The 16,046-nt window shown below is 37.1% G+C and carries 15 protein-coding genes; 10 read left to right on the plus strand and 5 right to left on the minus strand.

Annotation, left to right across the window (positions count from 1 at the left end; genetic code table 11):
* The 3 genes from I6F65_RS10555 to I6F65_RS10565 all read right to left on the minus strand — a co-directional run.
* Positions 1-215, minus strand: a 215-nt coding sequence (locus tag I6F65_RS10555; RefSeq protein WP_197112787.1) for a transposase domain-containing protein, incomplete at its 3' end; no start/stop codon positions are given.
* 117 nt (positions 216-332) lie between these two features.
* A complete protein-coding gene (locus I6F65_RS10560) occupies positions 333-1,601 on the minus strand; it encodes an HlyC/CorC family transporter (RefSeq protein WP_024610202.1) in 1,269 nt (422 codons plus the stop codon).
* Between the two features lie 61 nt (positions 1,602-1,662).
* A complete protein-coding gene (locus tag I6F65_RS10565; RefSeq protein ID WP_024610201.1) occupies positions 1,663-2,469 on the minus strand; it encodes an inner membrane protein YpjD in 807 nt (268 codons plus the stop codon).
* A 249-nt stretch (positions 2,470-2,718) separates the two neighbouring features.
* Between I6F65_RS10565 and ffh the strand changes: the two genes are divergently transcribed.
* The 6 genes from ffh to tyrA all read left to right on the plus strand — a co-directional run bounded on the left by ffh (position 2,719) and on the right by tyrA (position 7,965).
* Positions 2,719-4,098: a signal recognition particle protein gene (ffh, locus tag I6F65_RS10570; protein WP_024610200.1), complete on the plus strand. Its 1,380-nt coding sequence runs from the start codon at positions 2,719-2,721 to the stop codon at positions 4,096-4,098.
* Positions 4,099-4,358: 260 nt separating this feature from the next.
* Positions 4,359-4,607, plus strand: a complete 249-nt coding sequence (gene rpsP / locus I6F65_RS10575) for a 30S ribosomal protein S16 (RefSeq protein ID WP_002962192.1) — start codon at positions 4,359-4,361, stop codon at positions 4,605-4,607.
* Positions 4,608-4,624: 17 nt separating this feature from the next.
* A complete protein-coding gene (gene rimM, locus I6F65_RS10580; RefSeq protein ID WP_010554631.1) occupies positions 4,625-5,161 on the plus strand; it encodes a ribosome maturation factor RimM in 537 nt (178 codons plus the stop codon).
* Positions 5,161-5,928, plus strand: coding sequence for a tRNA (guanosine(37)-N1)-methyltransferase TrmD (gene trmD, locus I6F65_RS10585; RefSeq protein ID WP_197112789.1), 768 nt, complete (start codon positions 5,161-5,163; stop codon positions 5,926-5,928). Before rimM ends, trmD begins: the two co-directional genes overlap by 1 nt.
* Before the next feature lie 33 nt (positions 5,929-5,961).
* Positions 5,962-6,321: a 50S ribosomal protein L19 gene (rplS, locus tag I6F65_RS10590; protein WP_007581406.1), complete on the plus strand. Its 360-nt coding sequence runs from the start codon at positions 5,962-5,964 to the stop codon at positions 6,319-6,321.
* 510 nt (positions 6,322-6,831) lie between these two features.
* Positions 6,832-7,965 carry a bifunctional chorismate mutase/prephenate dehydrogenase gene (tyrA, locus tag I6F65_RS10595; RefSeq protein ID WP_024610199.1) on the plus strand — a complete coding sequence of 378 codons (1,134 nt, stop codon included), beginning with the start codon at positions 6,832-6,834 and terminating at the stop codon, positions 7,963-7,965.
* A 98-nt stretch (positions 7,966-8,063) separates the two neighbouring features.
* Here tyrA and I6F65_RS10600 read toward each other — a convergent pair whose 3' ends face one another.
* A complete protein-coding gene (locus tag I6F65_RS10600; protein ID WP_024610198.1) occupies positions 8,064-9,221 on the minus strand; it encodes a chorismate mutase in 1,158 nt (385 codons plus the stop codon).
* Between the two features lie 366 nt (positions 9,222-9,587).
* On the opposite strand from I6F65_RS10600, the gene I6F65_RS10605 reads away from it, so the two are divergent.
* Entirely contained in the window at positions 9,588-12,593 is a 3,006-nt protein-coding gene (locus I6F65_RS10605) for an EAL domain-containing protein (protein WP_197112791.1), read from the plus strand.
* A 17-nt stretch (positions 12,594-12,610) separates the two neighbouring features.
* On the opposite strand, the gene I6F65_RS10610 is transcribed toward I6F65_RS10605, so the two are convergent.
* The gene (locus I6F65_RS10610) at positions 12,611-12,940 is read right to left on the minus strand and encodes a stress response translation initiation inhibitor YciH (RefSeq protein ID WP_197112793.1); all 330 of its coding nucleotides are present in this window, start codon (positions 12,938-12,940) and stop codon (positions 12,611-12,613) included.
* A gap of 135 nt (positions 12,941-13,075) precedes the next feature.
* Between I6F65_RS10610 and I6F65_RS10615 the strand changes: the two genes are divergently transcribed.
* The 3 genes from I6F65_RS10615 (at position 13,076) to I6F65_RS10625 (ending at position 15,987) form a co-directional block, all read left to right on the plus strand.
* Complete coding sequence (locus tag I6F65_RS10615) at positions 13,076-13,381, plus strand: STAS domain-containing protein (RefSeq protein WP_024610195.1); 306 nt, start codon at positions 13,076-13,078, stop codon at positions 13,379-13,381.
* Positions 13,381-15,030, plus strand: coding sequence for a fused response regulator/phosphatase (locus tag I6F65_RS10620; protein WP_197112795.1), 1,650 nt, complete (start codon positions 13,381-13,383; stop codon positions 15,028-15,030). The genes I6F65_RS10615 and I6F65_RS10620 overlap by 1 nt, the downstream gene beginning before the upstream one ends.
* A 297-nt stretch (positions 15,031-15,327) precedes the next feature.
* A complete protein-coding gene (locus I6F65_RS10625) occupies positions 15,328-15,987 on the plus strand; it encodes a GAF domain-containing protein (protein ID WP_197112804.1) in 660 nt (219 codons plus the stop codon).
* The last annotated feature ends 59 nt before the right edge of the window (positions 15,988-16,046 follow it).

Genomic DNA, 16,046 nt, shown 5'->3' on the forward strand with positions numbered 1-16,046 from the left:
ATACTCCACAGTGGGTCTTCACGATAAAACGACATACAAATGACTGTCCAAACGGCCATCTCAACAGGAAGCCTTCTTTTTCTTATCGTCGCGACACCAGCTGTTTCTGCGCATTGTTTGATAAACTCAGGGCATAAAAAATCACTCAGCTGACCTAAGCCTTCTGAATTGGGTGCGTAGCTATTGGCTAGAGAAAGTGCGGTAGTGAGTTGCAAAATAAAAGGCTCCTAAATAAATTCAGAAGCCTTTATAAACTAACCAGAAGATCGGTCAATGGATCGTTAAATATTTCTTAACTGATCGGCATTAGCCATTGGGCTCCTTTTTTAGTTTTAATGCTTTCGTTTATTAGGCAGTATTTTAACCTGTTTTATCATGTTCTCTTTTACTTCGAGTACTTCAACAGGATAACCCGCAATACGTAAACTGATATTAGCATCAGGGATGTTTTCTAGGTATTCGATAATTAGTCCGCTAAGTGTTTTAGGTCCATCAAGTGGGAAATCCCAGCCCATCTCTTTATTTAAATCACGAACGTTTGCACCGCCATCAACAATACACGAACCATCTGTTTGAGTTGTAACCTCTTCACTAGGTGTACGTGTTTGTGTTGTTGTGAAATCGCCTACCACTTCTTCCAAAATATCTTCGAGTGTTACAAGACCTTGAATGTCACCATATTCATCAACAACTAAGCCAATACGTTCTTTGGATTGTTGAAACTTTAATAGCTGGGTGTTTAGTGACGTACCTTCTGGAATAAAGTAAATTTCACGTACGGCACGTAGTAACGAAGGCTTATCAAATTGCTCTTTTGTAAGTAAACGAAGTGCGTCGCGTGAGTGAATGAAACCTACAGCATCATCAATATTATCTCGGTAGAGTAATACACGAGTGTGTTGTGAGTATGTAAGTTGTCTGCTAATTAATTTCCATTCATCGTTAATATCTATCGCCACAATTTCATTACGTGGGATCATAATATCTTCAACGGTTACTTGTTCTAAATCTAAAATCGAAGTTAGCATGCTTTGATGGCGAGCAGGAAGTAGGGCACCTGATTCGTTAACCACTGTTTTTAATTCTTCTTTACTTAAGCTGTGCTCTTCTATTTGTGCTGTTGTTATACCAAACAATCGTAATAAACCATTCGTTAACCAGTTAATAATAAGCACAAATGGGAATAATATTTTTAATAGACCTTTTAAAACAACAGAGCTTGGAAATGCCACCTTTTCAGGATACAAAGCTGCAAGTGTTTTTGGTGTTACCTCAGCAAATATAAGTATAACGAGAGTTAATACCCCGGTCGCAATAGCAATACCTAAATCACCATACAAACGAATACCAATAATAGTAGCTACTTGAGCTGCAGCAATATTGACTAAGTTGTTACCAATTAATATTAAACCTATAAGCCTATCCGGACGGCTAAGTAGTTTACTGACTCGTTTAGCTGCACGATGATCTTGTTTAGCAAGATGTCGCAGACGTATACGATTGATTGACATGATTCCGGTTTCTGAACCCGAAAAATAAGCAGAAAAAAGCACCAATAAACCTAAGATGATAAACAGGGTACTTGTCGATATGTCGTCCAACGATGGATCCTTTTCTTATAAATCAATGCGTATTAAGCTAGAGTGAGCAAGCAGAGTCAAGTTAAAACTTATTAAGTACTACTTCTTGTATGAAACGGCTACCAAAATAAGCAAGTGTGAGGATAAATGCTGCGACCATGATGGTAATAACGACTGGTTTTCCTCTCCATCCTTGTTTCATATGTCCTAATGCAGCTATCGCAAAAATTGCCCATGCGATTAATGACAATATCGTTTTGTGTATAAACTCTTTTGCAAACATTCCATCAAGAAATATAAACCCTGACAACAATGCTAAGGTAAGCAATATAGTGCCCAAATTAAGTAATTGATATAATTGGCGTTCAACTACCATTAGAGGAGGTAGATGACTATGCACTATAGCAAGGTCTTTACGTTTTAAGCGTTTATCAATAAAGTAAAACTGTACACCATATAAAGTAGCAATGATTAAAATACAGTAAGCAAGTAAAGATAATGAAATATGAGTAACGAGACCTACTTCAACATTAATACTTTGCAATAAAATATGGTGAGGAATAAATAAGCTGGCAATACTTAACAGAGCTGCAAAAGCATATACCACAGGCAACAGTAACGTAGCCGGAAACTTTAACGAGACGGTTGTAACTGATACAACAATGACCCAACAGGTTAATAAAGCCACATTAACAATACTTAAATCTTGACCGTCGGAACGAAATACAGAATTTACCAACAACAGCATATGCGCCACTATTGCAACCGTACTTAGTATTACAGTTACTTTTTGGCTAGGACCTTGTTTATGAAACAGTCGTGATAGCACGTGAGACGTTGCTAACACATAAAATAAACTGGCAATAATAGTTAAACTAATAATCAGCATTGTGCTTGGCCACTTAATTTGAGTCAAAAAAATCTTGTTGTTATACAACCATTGTATTTTATAGCAAAGCAAATGGATAGACCTTAAAAAAAGAAACTCAACTAGCTGCACTTGAACACTGTATTGTCCGGCACCATTTACGGTATACTGTTTTTAATTCAAATTTAATAATATCAATCTCATCAATTAAGTGTCTGCATATAAAGACCTTTGATTAGGTTTGATATAACGTCTTATCGGAACCGATTCATGTTTGAGAACCTCCAAGAACGATTAGGTAAAACCTTAAAAAATATCAGTGGTCGTGGCCGCCTGACTGAAGATAATATTAAAGACACTCTTCGTGAAGTGCGTATGGCTTTTTTAGAAGCCGATGTGGCGTTGCCTGTTGTACGCGATTTTGTAAAACAAGTTAAAGAGCGTGCTGTAGGTGTAGAAGTTACAAAAAGCCTAAGCCCTGGCCAAGTATTTGTAAAAATAGTACGTGAAGAACTCGAAAAAGCCATGGGTGAGGCTAATGAAGAGCTAAGCCTAAATGCACAGCCGCCAGCTGTTGTTATGATGGCCGGTTTACAAGGTGCAGGTAAAACAACCAGCGTAGCTAAACTAGCGAAGTTTTTAAAAGAACGTAAGAAAAAATCTGTACTTGTAGTGAGCGCCGACGTGTACCGTCCAGCGGCAATCAAACAGTTAGAAACACTTGCAGAAGAAGTTGGTGTTGATTTTTTCCCAAGTGATATATCGCAAAAGCCAGTAGATATTGCTACAGCAGCAATATCTCATGCGAAAAAGAAATTTATTGATGTTGTATTAGTTGATACAGCCGGTCGTTTACATGTTGATAGCGACATGATGGACGAGATTAAAGATCTTCACAAAGCAATCAATCCAATTGAGACCTTGTTCGTTGTTGATGCAATGACAGGTCAAGATGCGGCAAATACAGCAAAAGCATTTGACGAAGCATTACCACTTACCGGTGTTATATTAACAAAAACCGATGGTGATGCACGTGGTGGTGCTGCTTTATCTATTCGTCACATTACGGGTAAGCCTATTAAGTTCATGGGTGTTGGTGAGCGTACTGATGCACTAGAACCTTTCCATCCAGACCGTATAGCGTCGCGTATTTTAGGCATGGGTGATGTACTTTCATTAATCGAAGAAGTCGAGATGAAAGTAGATAAAGAGCAAGCTGCCAGAGTTGCTGAAAAAGTATTTAAAGGTGCAGGGTTTACCCTTGATGATTTTGCTGATCAATTAAAGCAAATGAAAAGCATGGGTGGCATGATGTCTATGCTCGATAAGCTTCCAGGTATGTCTAACTTACCAGATGCAGTTAAAGGTCAAATGGGCGATAAAACATTTATTCAAATGGAAGCCATTATTAGCTCGATGACTAAAAAAGAACGTGCTCGCCCAGAAATCATTAAAGGTTCGCGTAAAAAACGTATTGCAGCAGGCTCTGGTACACAAGTACAAGAGATTAATAAGTTGCTTAAGCAATTTACGCAAATGCAAAAAATGATGAAAAAAATGAAAGGTAAAGGCGGCATGACCAAAATGATGCGTGGTATGAAAGGCATGTTACCACCTGGAATGATGGGTGGCGGTGGTCCTAAATTTTAAAAAGTACCATTAAGTTACTTTTTAAAATAATAGCGAATCATATTTAAAGGAGCAAATAGCTCCTTTTTTGTTGAATAAATTATGCATGTAATACACCTTTAACCCTTATTTGTCGTTGAGATCACGGTTTAACCTACTAAACTGCCTTTTAGGTTCACTTCTTACTTGCGTTATTGCCAAAAACTCGTACAATTCCCCAGCTCCCCATTCTGGGGAGTAAATCTTATTAATGAAAACAGTCAATCTTTATAGAGGACGGTATGGTAACTATTCGTTTGCAACGTGGTGGCGCTAAAAAACGCCCTTTCTATCAAATTGTGGTTGCGGATAGCCGTTTCTCGCGTGACGGTCGCTTCATCGAGAAAGTAGGCTTTTTTAACCCAATTGCTTCAGGTCAAGAAGAAAAAATTCGTTTAGATTTACCACGTGTTGAACACTGGGTAGGTCAGGGCGCATCTCTTTCAGATCGCGTAGCTAAGTTAGTAAAAGACGCTCGTAAAGCGGCTTAATAGGCGTAAGTGTAACCATGAGTCAAGAGAACACCTCATCAATAATTGTCGTAGGAAAGCTCGGTGCCCCATATGGTATAAAGGGCTGGCTTAAGGTACATTCATTTACTGATGATCCCGTAGGGATCTTCGATTTCAGCCCGTGGTTGATAGGGCAGCAAGGTAAATGGCAGTCCTTAGAAGTGGTCGACTGGCGTCGCCACAACAAAGGCTTTATCGCTAAATTTGCGCAGGTAAACGACCGAGACGAAGCAATGGCTTATACCCATGCTGAAATCTCAATGGATGCAGCGCATTTACCAGAACTCCCGCAAGGTGAGTTCTATTGGCGAGATCTCATTGGCATGTCTGTTGTAACCGATAAAGGTTATAGCTTAGGTATTGTTGATGACCTGATGGAGACAGGATCAAATGACGTACTGGTTGTGAAAGCAAACAGTAAAGACGCATTTGGTCAAGCTGAGCGTTTGATTCCTTTTTTAACTGATTCAGTTATTAAAGAAGTTAAATACGACGCAAGAGAAATTACCGTAGACTGGGATCCTGGTTTTTAATGACGCAAATTAGTTCATTATGGGTAGGGGTGATAAGCCTTTTTCCAGACATGTTTGACGCTATTACAGACCAAGGTGTTACCGGTCGCGCAGTAAAAAATGGCTTAATTGATTTTAACTGCTGGAATCCACGAGACTACGCTTTAGATAAGCATAGAACCGTAGATGACCGTCCTTACGGGGGCGGACCTGGTATGTTAATGATGGTTGAGCCATTAAAAAAAGCGATTGCCGAAGCTAAAAAAGCAGCTGGTGATGGTGCTAAAGTAATTTATATGTCCCCGCAAGGGCGCAAACTTGATCAGCAAGGCGCTAGCGAACTCGCTAACTCTAAAAAACTGATTTTGATTGCCGGTCGCTATGAAGGTATAGATGAGAGAATAATAGAGTCATACGTTGACGAAGAATGGTCAATTGGTGATTTTATTTTGAGTGGTGGTGAACTACCTGCCATGACATTAATTGACGCAGTAGCGCGATTGGTGCCAGGTGTGTTAGGTCATAACCAGTCAGCAGAACAAGATTCATTTTCGGATGGCTTGTTAGATTGTCCACACTATACACGACCAGAAACATTGGACGACAAACAGGTGCCTGCTGTATTGCTCAGTGGAAACCACCAAGAGATAGCAAAATGGCGGCTTATGCAGTCATTAGGTAGAACTTGGCTACGACGTCCTGACTTGTTGCATAACCTAGCTCTGACTGAGGAGCAAGCGGTATTACTCGCGAAATTTCAGCAAGAGTACCAAAAAGCTTGTGGCTAGAAGACAGTTACACCTAGGAAAGTGAGAAACATAATGGCAAAAGTAAACCAAAATATTATTAAAGCGCTTGAAGATGAGCAGCTTAAAACAGACGTACCTGCATTTGGCCCTGGTGATACAGTGGTTGTACAGGTAAAAGTAAAAGAAGGTGCAAAAGAGCGTCTACAGGCCTTTGAAGGTGTTGTAATCGCTAAGCGTAATCGTGGTCTTCACTCAGCATTCACAGTTCGTAAAATTTCGAACGGTGAAGGCGTTGAGCGTGTATTCCAAACGCACAGCCCTCTTATTGATAGCGTAACAGTTAAGCGTCGCGGTGCAGTTCGCCGTGCTAAGCTTTACTATCTACGTGAGCGTTCTGGTAAATCTGCACGTATTAGAGAAAAGCTTAACTAATACGCGTTATTTATCAACGCAAAAAAACGGGTTGCATCCTTTGGGATGCAGCCCGTTTTGGTTTTTATAAATAAATTTATAATTAATAAAGTAGTCACATTAAACTGTATTTATATTAGTTGTATTTAATACCAGTTTTATTCCTGCATTAGATGTTCTAAAAAATTAAATAGCTCACCGCATTAAAAGTCACTTATTTACTCAACCTAATAACATCATAAGTATCTAGTTATGATTTAAGAGGTGTAGAGCCCAAAATATAACTGCTTTATATAAAACTACTTAAAGATTGTAAGCTTTAATCTGTAGAGCCAATATTTCAATTTAATTAGAATTATAAGTAATAACATCCATTAAATACGGCTTTGCCTTTTTACCTCACTTTTTGTTTACTAAACTAGATCTGCTCTTTTAACAGCTAACGTATCCTGTTAGTATTTATCGTATTGATTAGTTTACTTATATGTAAATTTAAATTTACGATTTAATGTTTTAAGGTGGGACAAGAACGTGGCAGATATTATAGATTTAGCCCAGTTAAGAGATGGTATAGATGAATGCGATACTCAACTGGTTGCCTTACTTGCAAGACGTAATGGAATCACTCAAAAAATAGGTGCGTTTAAACAACAAACGGGTGCGCCATTGCATGATCCAGAGCGAGAAGCTCAGTTATTAGCAGCAAGACGCCAAGAAGCAATAAATCAAAATGTAAGCCCAGATTTAGTTGAAGATATACTTAGACGAATGATGCGCGAAGCGTATCAAAATCAGCAGTCTAAACTTGCTTGTGTTGCATGTGATCTTTCACCAATTGTTATTGTTGGTGGGGAAGGTGTTATGGGTAAATTGTTTGCTAAACAATTTGAGCGTTCTGGTTATGAAGTAAAATCCCTCGATAAACATAATCAATCACAAGCAGTAGATATTTTAAAAGGTGCAAAGCTCGTTTTAATTAGTGTGCCAATTAACTCATTAGAAAAAGTGGTTAACGATTTACCTAAACTCGACGATGATTGTCTATTAGTAGATATTACATCGGTTAAACAAGCGCCAATAAAAGCATTAAAAGCAGCACATAGTGGTCCCGTTGTTGGACTTCATCCTATGTTTGGTCCAGATATATCACATTGGGTAAAACAAACTGTAGTGGTTTGTGAAGGACGAGACCCTAGCGCAGCTAAAGGGTTATTAAATCAGTTACAGGTATGGGGTTGCCAACTTGTAGAGCTGAATGCAAAAAAACACGATGAAGCAATGCAAATAATCCAAGTAATGCGCCATTTAACAACGTTTGTTTACGGACAGTTTTTAGCAAAGCAAAGCCATACACTAGAAGAGTTACGCAGCTGTTCGTCACCAATTTATCAGCTTGAATTAATGATGGTAGGGCGTTTGTTTGCTCAATCTCCAGAGCTGTATTCAGATATTATGTTGGCGCAATTTGACGATGTCGAAAATTTACTCGCGCAATACCAAGATACATTTGCACAAACGCTGGATAAACTAAAAGCAGGAGATAAAAGTGCACTTATTGATGCTTTTGCTGACGCTAAGGTATATTTTTCAGATTCAACTGAGCACTTTTTAACACAAAGCAGAAGCCTATTAAATAAAGCTAATGATGCAAAAGTGCTTGATTAAATTGGTAAGCTAATAGTATTGCTAACTCGTTTGAGTTATTAAAAAGGTCTATTTATTACAAATAGACCTTTTTAGTATGCGGCAATGCTATATAGATTCTAAGTATTAACGCTAACTGCTTGGAGTGATTCACTCTGGTAACACCCAAGTATACGAACGTATTGCGTGTATTCTTTTAGCTCTTCTAGGGCTTCTTTTACTTGGCTATCGGCTAGGTTTGCTTCTAAGTCCACATAAAACACTTCTTCCCATGGGTTACCAGGCATAGGACGAGACTCAAGCTTAACCAAGTTTATTTTGTGCTGTTTAAAAATCATTAAGGCATCAGCCAATGAACCAGCTTGTTGCTTTGTTGACATAATTAAACTTGTTTTAGTTGGTATCTGATTTGAAACTTGTAAAGGCTTACGAGAAACAACAATAAAGCGACTATGATTTTCGCTTTGATTCGCAAGGTTTGACTTAATTACTTCTAACCCTACGTTTTTACCAGCCTGTGCAGAGCCAATTGCTGCACTATTTGGTGTAGTTAATGCCGACTGTAGTGCGCTTGATGTTGAGTCGCAGGTTTCGTGTTGTAAATCGCCAAGCCCTTGTAAAAAACGGCTACATTGCGCAAACGGCTGAGGGTGAGCGAATATTTTAGTAAGTTGACTTAGCTCTGTGTTTGGTACCGTTAGAAGGCAGTGTTCAACACTATGAGTTACTTCACCTACAATCGAAACTTGAGCATGTTGTAATAAATCAAATACTTCATTGATACTACCTGAGCTTGTATTTTCGATAGGAAGTAACCCAAAGTCAGCTTGACCGTTCTCTACTTTACTCGTTATTTCGTCAAACGAGGTACAGCCAATTTCAATGAGTTTTCCTGGGCGACGGCTAAAATATTTGTGACATGCTAATTGACTATATGAACCTTGACCGCCTAAATAAGTAACACGATGGGTTTCAGTAAGTGCATCTGGGTTTAAGTTTTTTTGCAGCATCGCTTGTTGATGTAAAACAGAGTCTTCCAAAATAGTTTGAAAAACATTGTTTACGTAGTAAGCATCTAAACCAAGTGATTTACCGTAGCCAATTAGCTTTTCTAATAATGCAAGTTCACGTGCTTCATCGCGAATTGGTTTGTTATTGGCAATTTTGTATTCAACCACACCGTGACTAATCCGGCGACGTTTAGCTAATAACACAAGCAGGTCGGAGTCTATCTCATTTATATCGTGTCTTAGGGTATTTAATACATCATTTGTCATTTTGGTTTCCTCATTCCAAAAAAATAAGCCGTGATTACACAGCAAAAACAAAAAAGCCTCCCAGTTGGGAGGCTTTACTATTCGATTGATTTTATCTCACAAACAGATCAGCCTCTTTTATATAAAGAAGCTAAAAAACGAAAAAAATATGTTTGAGTAAATAATATTCATCGTAGCAATGTATGTAGAGTTGCAAGTAATGTCAATAAAGAGTTTGTACTTAAATAATACGTTAAGTCATATTTATTTTTTAACGAGTGTGATTTTTTAAAAAGTTAACAAAAAATTTATAATTAAGGTCTGGATCTGGTATATTTCCTAACTACAAACTCAAATAATAACAATTACTAATAATAAGGTTCGCCTGTGGTGTATCGACGCCCTCCATCGCGTTTTGGATTGAATTCTTTAAGTGTAAAATTATCGCTGCTTATTTCTGCAATTTGTTTGATTGCGGGTGTGTGTGCTGCTGCTTTAATGCTTAAATCAGAAGAAAAGCAACTCGTATTTGAAGAGCACGAAGTACTAAAAAGCTCTACTGATTTATTAATAAACCAATTTAATGAACGCATTAAAACAAAAGAAAATATTGCTCAGCAAGCTAACAATGTAGTAACAGAACAACTTTTTTCAAAACAACAATCAATTGACCTTAAAAACAAAGCGCAATTACAATTTAATAACGATGGCTCAATTAGAAGTGCATCACCAGACGGTTTATCTGCTGCTTACCTACCTCAAGAAAATTATTCACCATTTTATAAACAGTTAATAAATGATTCAGAGTCGTTATGGCGAATAATTGCACCGACCTTAGTACACGACTTTTTTAATTTTTACCTTATTACACAAGACAATTTTATTCGCATATCGCCACCCGATTGGGCATTAAATACACCTGCGGGATATAAATTTAAAAGCGGTTCTAGTTTTAACTATGCAACAGGTGAGAGTACTTCAACTCGCGAGCCTAAGTGGTCGCAAGTGTATTTTGATAAAGTGTGGCATAAGTGGGTAATTAGCTTACTTGTTCCTGTTTATGTTGATAACGAATTATTAGGTGTAACGGGCAACGATATAGCACTTAATACTTTAATATCTCATTTGCCTGTTGGTGATAAAGAAAAGCATCTGCTGGTATTTGATAGTAAAGGTCAAGTGTTAGCACATCCAGATATAACCCCTGAACTATTAACAAGTTATGGAGTTAAAGGCAAAGCACTTAATTCAAAGGATTTTGTTAATGATGAGCTACAGTCAATCATTAATGAAGCAATAAAAATGCATCTTCCTGAATATGCCAATTCATTTAAAGAAAATGATGAGGCACATATTATTAATATTCGTAAGATTGACGATTTAGATTGGTATATAGGTGTTTATAAAAAGCGTTCTTCCACACTATCAGCTTTACAAGATTTGAAGCTGAAGTTTTTTGGACTTTTTATTCTATATGCAATTTTAGTTGCTTTGTTACTACATCAAGCGCTTTATCAACTTGTACTTCGCAGGCTTCATACCTTGGTTTATGCAGTTACAAGCTTTGGTCAAGGGCAGTTACAAATTGAATTTCCACCAGAAAATAAAGATGAGATTGGTACTCTTAATGGCTCATTTAGAGACATGACTGTAGAAATTCGTAAACTTATAAATGGTTTAAATCAACGTATTACTGAAAAAGAAATTGCTGAAAAAGCGGCAAATCGTCTATCTAAAGCCGTTGCCTTTTCAGGTACTGGGGTGGTGATAACAGATGAAAACTTTATTATTGAGTACGTAAACCCTAAAATGCTTGAAATGACTGGTTTTCCAGAAAAACACTTTAACAGAGCGCCTTTGCTAAACATTATAGCGACAGAAATGGCTATTTTAGTTGACGATATAGATATTGATTTACGCAGTAGAAATTATTGGCGAGGCGATACACTTATTCAAGGGTTAGATAAACAGCCTATATGGGTGTCGCTTAGTGTATCTCCAATTCATGAAGATGACGGTAAAATAACGAGTTATGTAGCTTCTGCACAAGATATTTCGTTTGTAAAAGAAAGCCAACGTAAAATGGAGCAACTTGCATACTTTGATACGTTAACGGGTTTAGCAAACAGAACATTTTTTAGAATGCAATTACGCAAATCAATGGCACTTGCAGAGCGAGGGCATTATGCCTTTGCGCTGTTTTATTTTGATTTGGATGAGTTCAAACGCATAAATGACACGCTTGGACATGATGCTGGCGATCAACTATTAGTCGAAGTTGCTAACAGGCTGAAAAAACGCCTTAGAGCTGAAGATACCATTGCACGTTTGGGTGGAGACGAATTTGCGGTTTTACTCAGTGGAATAGAGAATCAAACACACGCAACAGATGTAGCCAATACAATTCAGAAAACGTTAAATGTTCCAATTAAGCTTGGTAGCAATGAAGTTATTGTGAGTGCGAGTATAGGTATAACAATGGCTCCTTACGATAGCCTTGAAGAAGACCAGCTATTAAAACATGCTGATTTAGCGATGTACGAAGCAAAAGCAAAAGGGCGTAATACATTCCATTTTTATAGCCAAGAACTTAATGCAGCCGCTAATGAGCGGTTGTTTATCGAAAATGAACTTCGACAAGGCTTAAAAGAAAAACAGTTTGTTGTTTATTATCAGCCTCAGGTTGATAGTCGTAATAATAATGTAGTGGGTTATGAAGCGTTATTAAGATGGTTTCATCCAACCGAAGGCGTTATTTGCCCAACTAAATTTATTCCGATTGCAGAAGCAACAGGTTTAATTGTTGAGTTAGGTGAATGGGTATTACAAGAGTCATGTAATTTTGCTGCCAGGCTGAAAGAGCAAGGGCGAGAAAATAATATTTCAGTTAATTTATCTGCACGCCAATTTAAAGACGCAAGCTTAGTTCCAACACTAAGTAAAATGATTATTAGATCAGGTGTATCAGCTAAACGGATTCATTTAGAGCTTACAGAAAGCATGCTAATGGGAAATGTAGAGGCTGCTATAACGCAATTACATGAACTTAAAGCATTAGGTATTTCAATCTCTATAGATGACTTTGGAACCGGTTACTCATCATTAAGTTATTTGAAACGATTCCCCGTTGATATATTAAAAATTGACCGCTCATTTGTAAAAGATATACCAGAAGACAGTAACGATATGGAAATTACAGCGGCTATAATTGCTATGGCACAAAAATTAAAATTAAATGTAGTTGCTGAAGGTGTTGAGACGATAGAGCAGGTTCAGTTTTTGCAAAATAATAATTGTTTCATTGTGCAAGGTTACTATTTTAGCAGGCCAATTCCTGAAGGTGATTTACCACACCTGTTTGAAAAATTAGGTGATCCCCTCACTTTTTCATAAATATAAAAATTGCGGGATTAACCTCCCGCAATTTTCACTTTAAATTTTAAGCTTTCTAAAATCGCTTTCAATTTATCTCGGTCATCACCTTGAACTTCAATTACGCCCTCTTTAACAGCGCCGCCTTGACCCATTTTGCTTTTAATTGTTTTGGCCAATTTTTTTAAATCATGTTCCTTTGGTTCTATACCTACAACCAGCATAACACCTTTACCCTTACGACCTTTTGTTTGACGCTCAATACGTACAAAACCATCTTTAAAAACTTTACCAGACACTTCTTTTTCTGGTTTTGGCTGGGTTATACGCCCCATATCCGTTGAATATACTAACTGACTATCACTCATACCTAACCTGTATAGATAAAATGAATTAAACAATGCCGTAAATGATAGCAAATTTGCGCTTGTGTGTTTTTATTTTTGCTAATTACTTTTAACAGGTTATATTTAGTTCAAAGGAAATATTATTAGGAACCGTATATGAGTTTAACTAAAAATGAATCAGTTGATGGCACTACGCTAACAATCCAAATTAAAGGTAAGTTTGATTTTAATTTAGTGCAGTCTTTTCGCCAGGCATACGCGCAAATAAGTAAAAGCACAGTTAAGGTAGTTATTGATTTAAGAGAAACAGAATACATGGATAGCTCAGCGCTTGGCATGTTACTAAATATGAAAAAAACGATAGAGAGCCAAGTTAGCACAATTGAGATAAGTAACTGCCAACCACAACTTAGGAAAATATTACAGATTTCACGTTTTGATAAAAAGTTTGATATTTCCTAATGACCCATGTGCTAATTGTAGATGATCAGGCGCTTAACCGCATTTTGCTAAGCAAAATGCTAGAGCTTGAAGGGTATAAAATATCTATGGCTTATAATGGTCTCGAGGCTTTAAAGGTACTTGAGAAAGAGCCTATAGATATTGTTTTACTCGATGTATTAATGCCTGTAATGGATGGGTTTGAAACAGCACAAAAAATAAAGAAATACTTTAGTGAAGTATATCTACCCATTATTTTTATTACATCATTAGATGATCAAGCTAGTTTTGAGCGTTGTTTAGAGGTTGGTGGTGATGACTTTATTCGTAAGCCTTTTGAAAAAGTCATTTTATATGCAAAAATCAAAGCCCACAGTCGTACTCGCGAGCTAAGTAAAAAAGCGAATGAGCAAAAAAAGCTGCTTGAATATCATCATAATCAAACCGAGCGTGAACATGAAATTATTGAACATATTTTTAATAATTCATTAGAAAATCAAGGAAAGTTCAAAGAGCATTTCGATTTTAATTTATCACCAGCTTCTATGTTTAACGGAGACATGTTTTTAGTCGCACAAAGCCCAATAGGGAACTTGTATTGCATGCTTGGTGATTTTACAGGTCATGGTCTTGCTGCAGCGATAGGTGCGTTGCCTGCGTCTCGCGTGTTTTATACAATGGTACAAAAAGGCATGGCAGTGAATGATATTGCCAGCGAAATAAACATCCTTTTATATAACTTGTTACCAGGACATATGTTTTGCGCTGCAACAATTGTAGAGCTTAGTGCTTCAGGTAAAAGTATATCAGCATGGTTAGGTGGGTTGCCGGATGCTTATTTAATTGATAGAGAAGGTAATGTTAAACAAACATTAGAATCTCAACATATGGCATTGGGGATTTTAGATGAGCATGAGTTTGAATATGAAGTAATTCACTTTGAAACAAACCCGCAAATACGCTTAGCTTTAGCAACTGACGGCATTATAGAAACAAGCAATAAAGATAATGTTTTTTTTGGCGAAGAGCGTTTTTTACAAATATTAAAAAGTAAACCCATGGTTAGCTGTGAGGACATTGTTGATAATGTTAGTGGGTTCGCAGATGGGAGTAAGCAAGAAGATGATGTAAGTATTGTTTTGCTTAATTGCTTACCTTTAGCACCAGAAGAAAAAGCACGAGAAGCTTTTTCTACATTGGCATTTAATTTATCACTAAGTTTAAACGCCAAACAAATAAAGCAAACGGATCCTGTTTATGATGTGGTTAATATTTTAAGTAGTGTAGGGGGGTTAAATGCACATCGTTCAAATATATTTTTACTTCTCTCGGAAGCTTATAATAATGCGCTTGATCATGGCGTATTGGGACTAGATTCGAATATTAAACAACAAGATGATGGTTTTTTCAAATACTATGAAATGCGAGAAAAAGCACTCGCCTCATTAGCTGACGCAATGATTATTATTGATATGCGTTATTGCCCAGACACACTGAGTTTATATTTTATTATTTGTGATTCAGGACGAGGGTTTAATAGCAAACCACATGAACTTTCAAGTAGTAACAATGAGTTTGGTAGAGGTCTTTCTCTATTAGAGGAAATTGCAGAAAAAGTGACGTATAACGCAAGTGGGAATCAAGTGGAAATGTGTTACAAGCTAAGTTAGAGGAGTTAGTGTTTCGTAGTCTACTTAATAGTTATATGCTTTTGTACAGCAAGGGGTATGTAAGCTCCTTATAAAGAGACAAAAGCGCCACATAAATAATACAGCGACTGTTTAAAGACCTTTCTTACGAGCATGGCTTTTTTACTCCCTTTTAATTATGCATTAGGTTACAAATTACTCGCCATTATTTAATTACTCTAAATATAATAAATTCTGATCCTGAAAGCTCAACATGCTCTAGCTCTCTAAAAATATCCATGCTATTATTCTTGAAACTTTAGAAGTATGGATGGCTAAATGATTTCTTCTTACCTACAAAAAGCACAACTTAGTATTGACTCAAACCTAATTGTAACTGAGCTCGAAAAGCTTGAGCAATACCTTGCAAGCTCATCTTTGCCAGAAGTTTGTTGGCAGTATCAAATCCCAGAGCTAGGGGAGGGCGGAGCATGTAGTTTATTTGGTTACCTTCAAGATGAACCATTTAAGTTAACTGACTATGTAAAGAAAGATGAGGCAACACAAGCTAAGCTTGCTAACTTACAAAACATAGTTAATTACATTGAACAACAAACAGGTGTTGATTGGTATGGAATATATCAGTCAACAAACACAAGCGATGGTAAGCAGTTATTAAAGTTGGCTTATCATGGCGTGCCAAGTCGTTCTTTATTTCCTTTAACTGAAGCATTTGCAGCGGGTAGTAATAATGTTCAAGTTGCTTTATCAAACACAGGGCGTGTTATTAATAATGTTGAGCAATATTTAGCTCAAGGTGGCGAATACTATACGTGCGATCCAAAAGTAAAGTCAGAAGCATGCTTACCCCTTTTTAATTCACATAACGAATGTGTAGGGATTGTTGATGCAGAGGCATTTAAAAATGACTTTTTTGATGAAAAGTCTCTAGCGATATTAATCGCATGCTGTATTAAAATTCCTCACTTTCTAGTGTAAATAACACTAGTCAATATGATGTGCTTTTATGTTAAGCTTAAACCAACAGCTAACCCCTA

This window comes from Pseudoalteromonas sp. SWXJZ94C (genome assembly GCF_015864385.1).
Classification (GTDB): Bacteria; Pseudomonadota; Gammaproteobacteria; order Enterobacterales; family Alteromonadaceae; genus Pseudoalteromonas.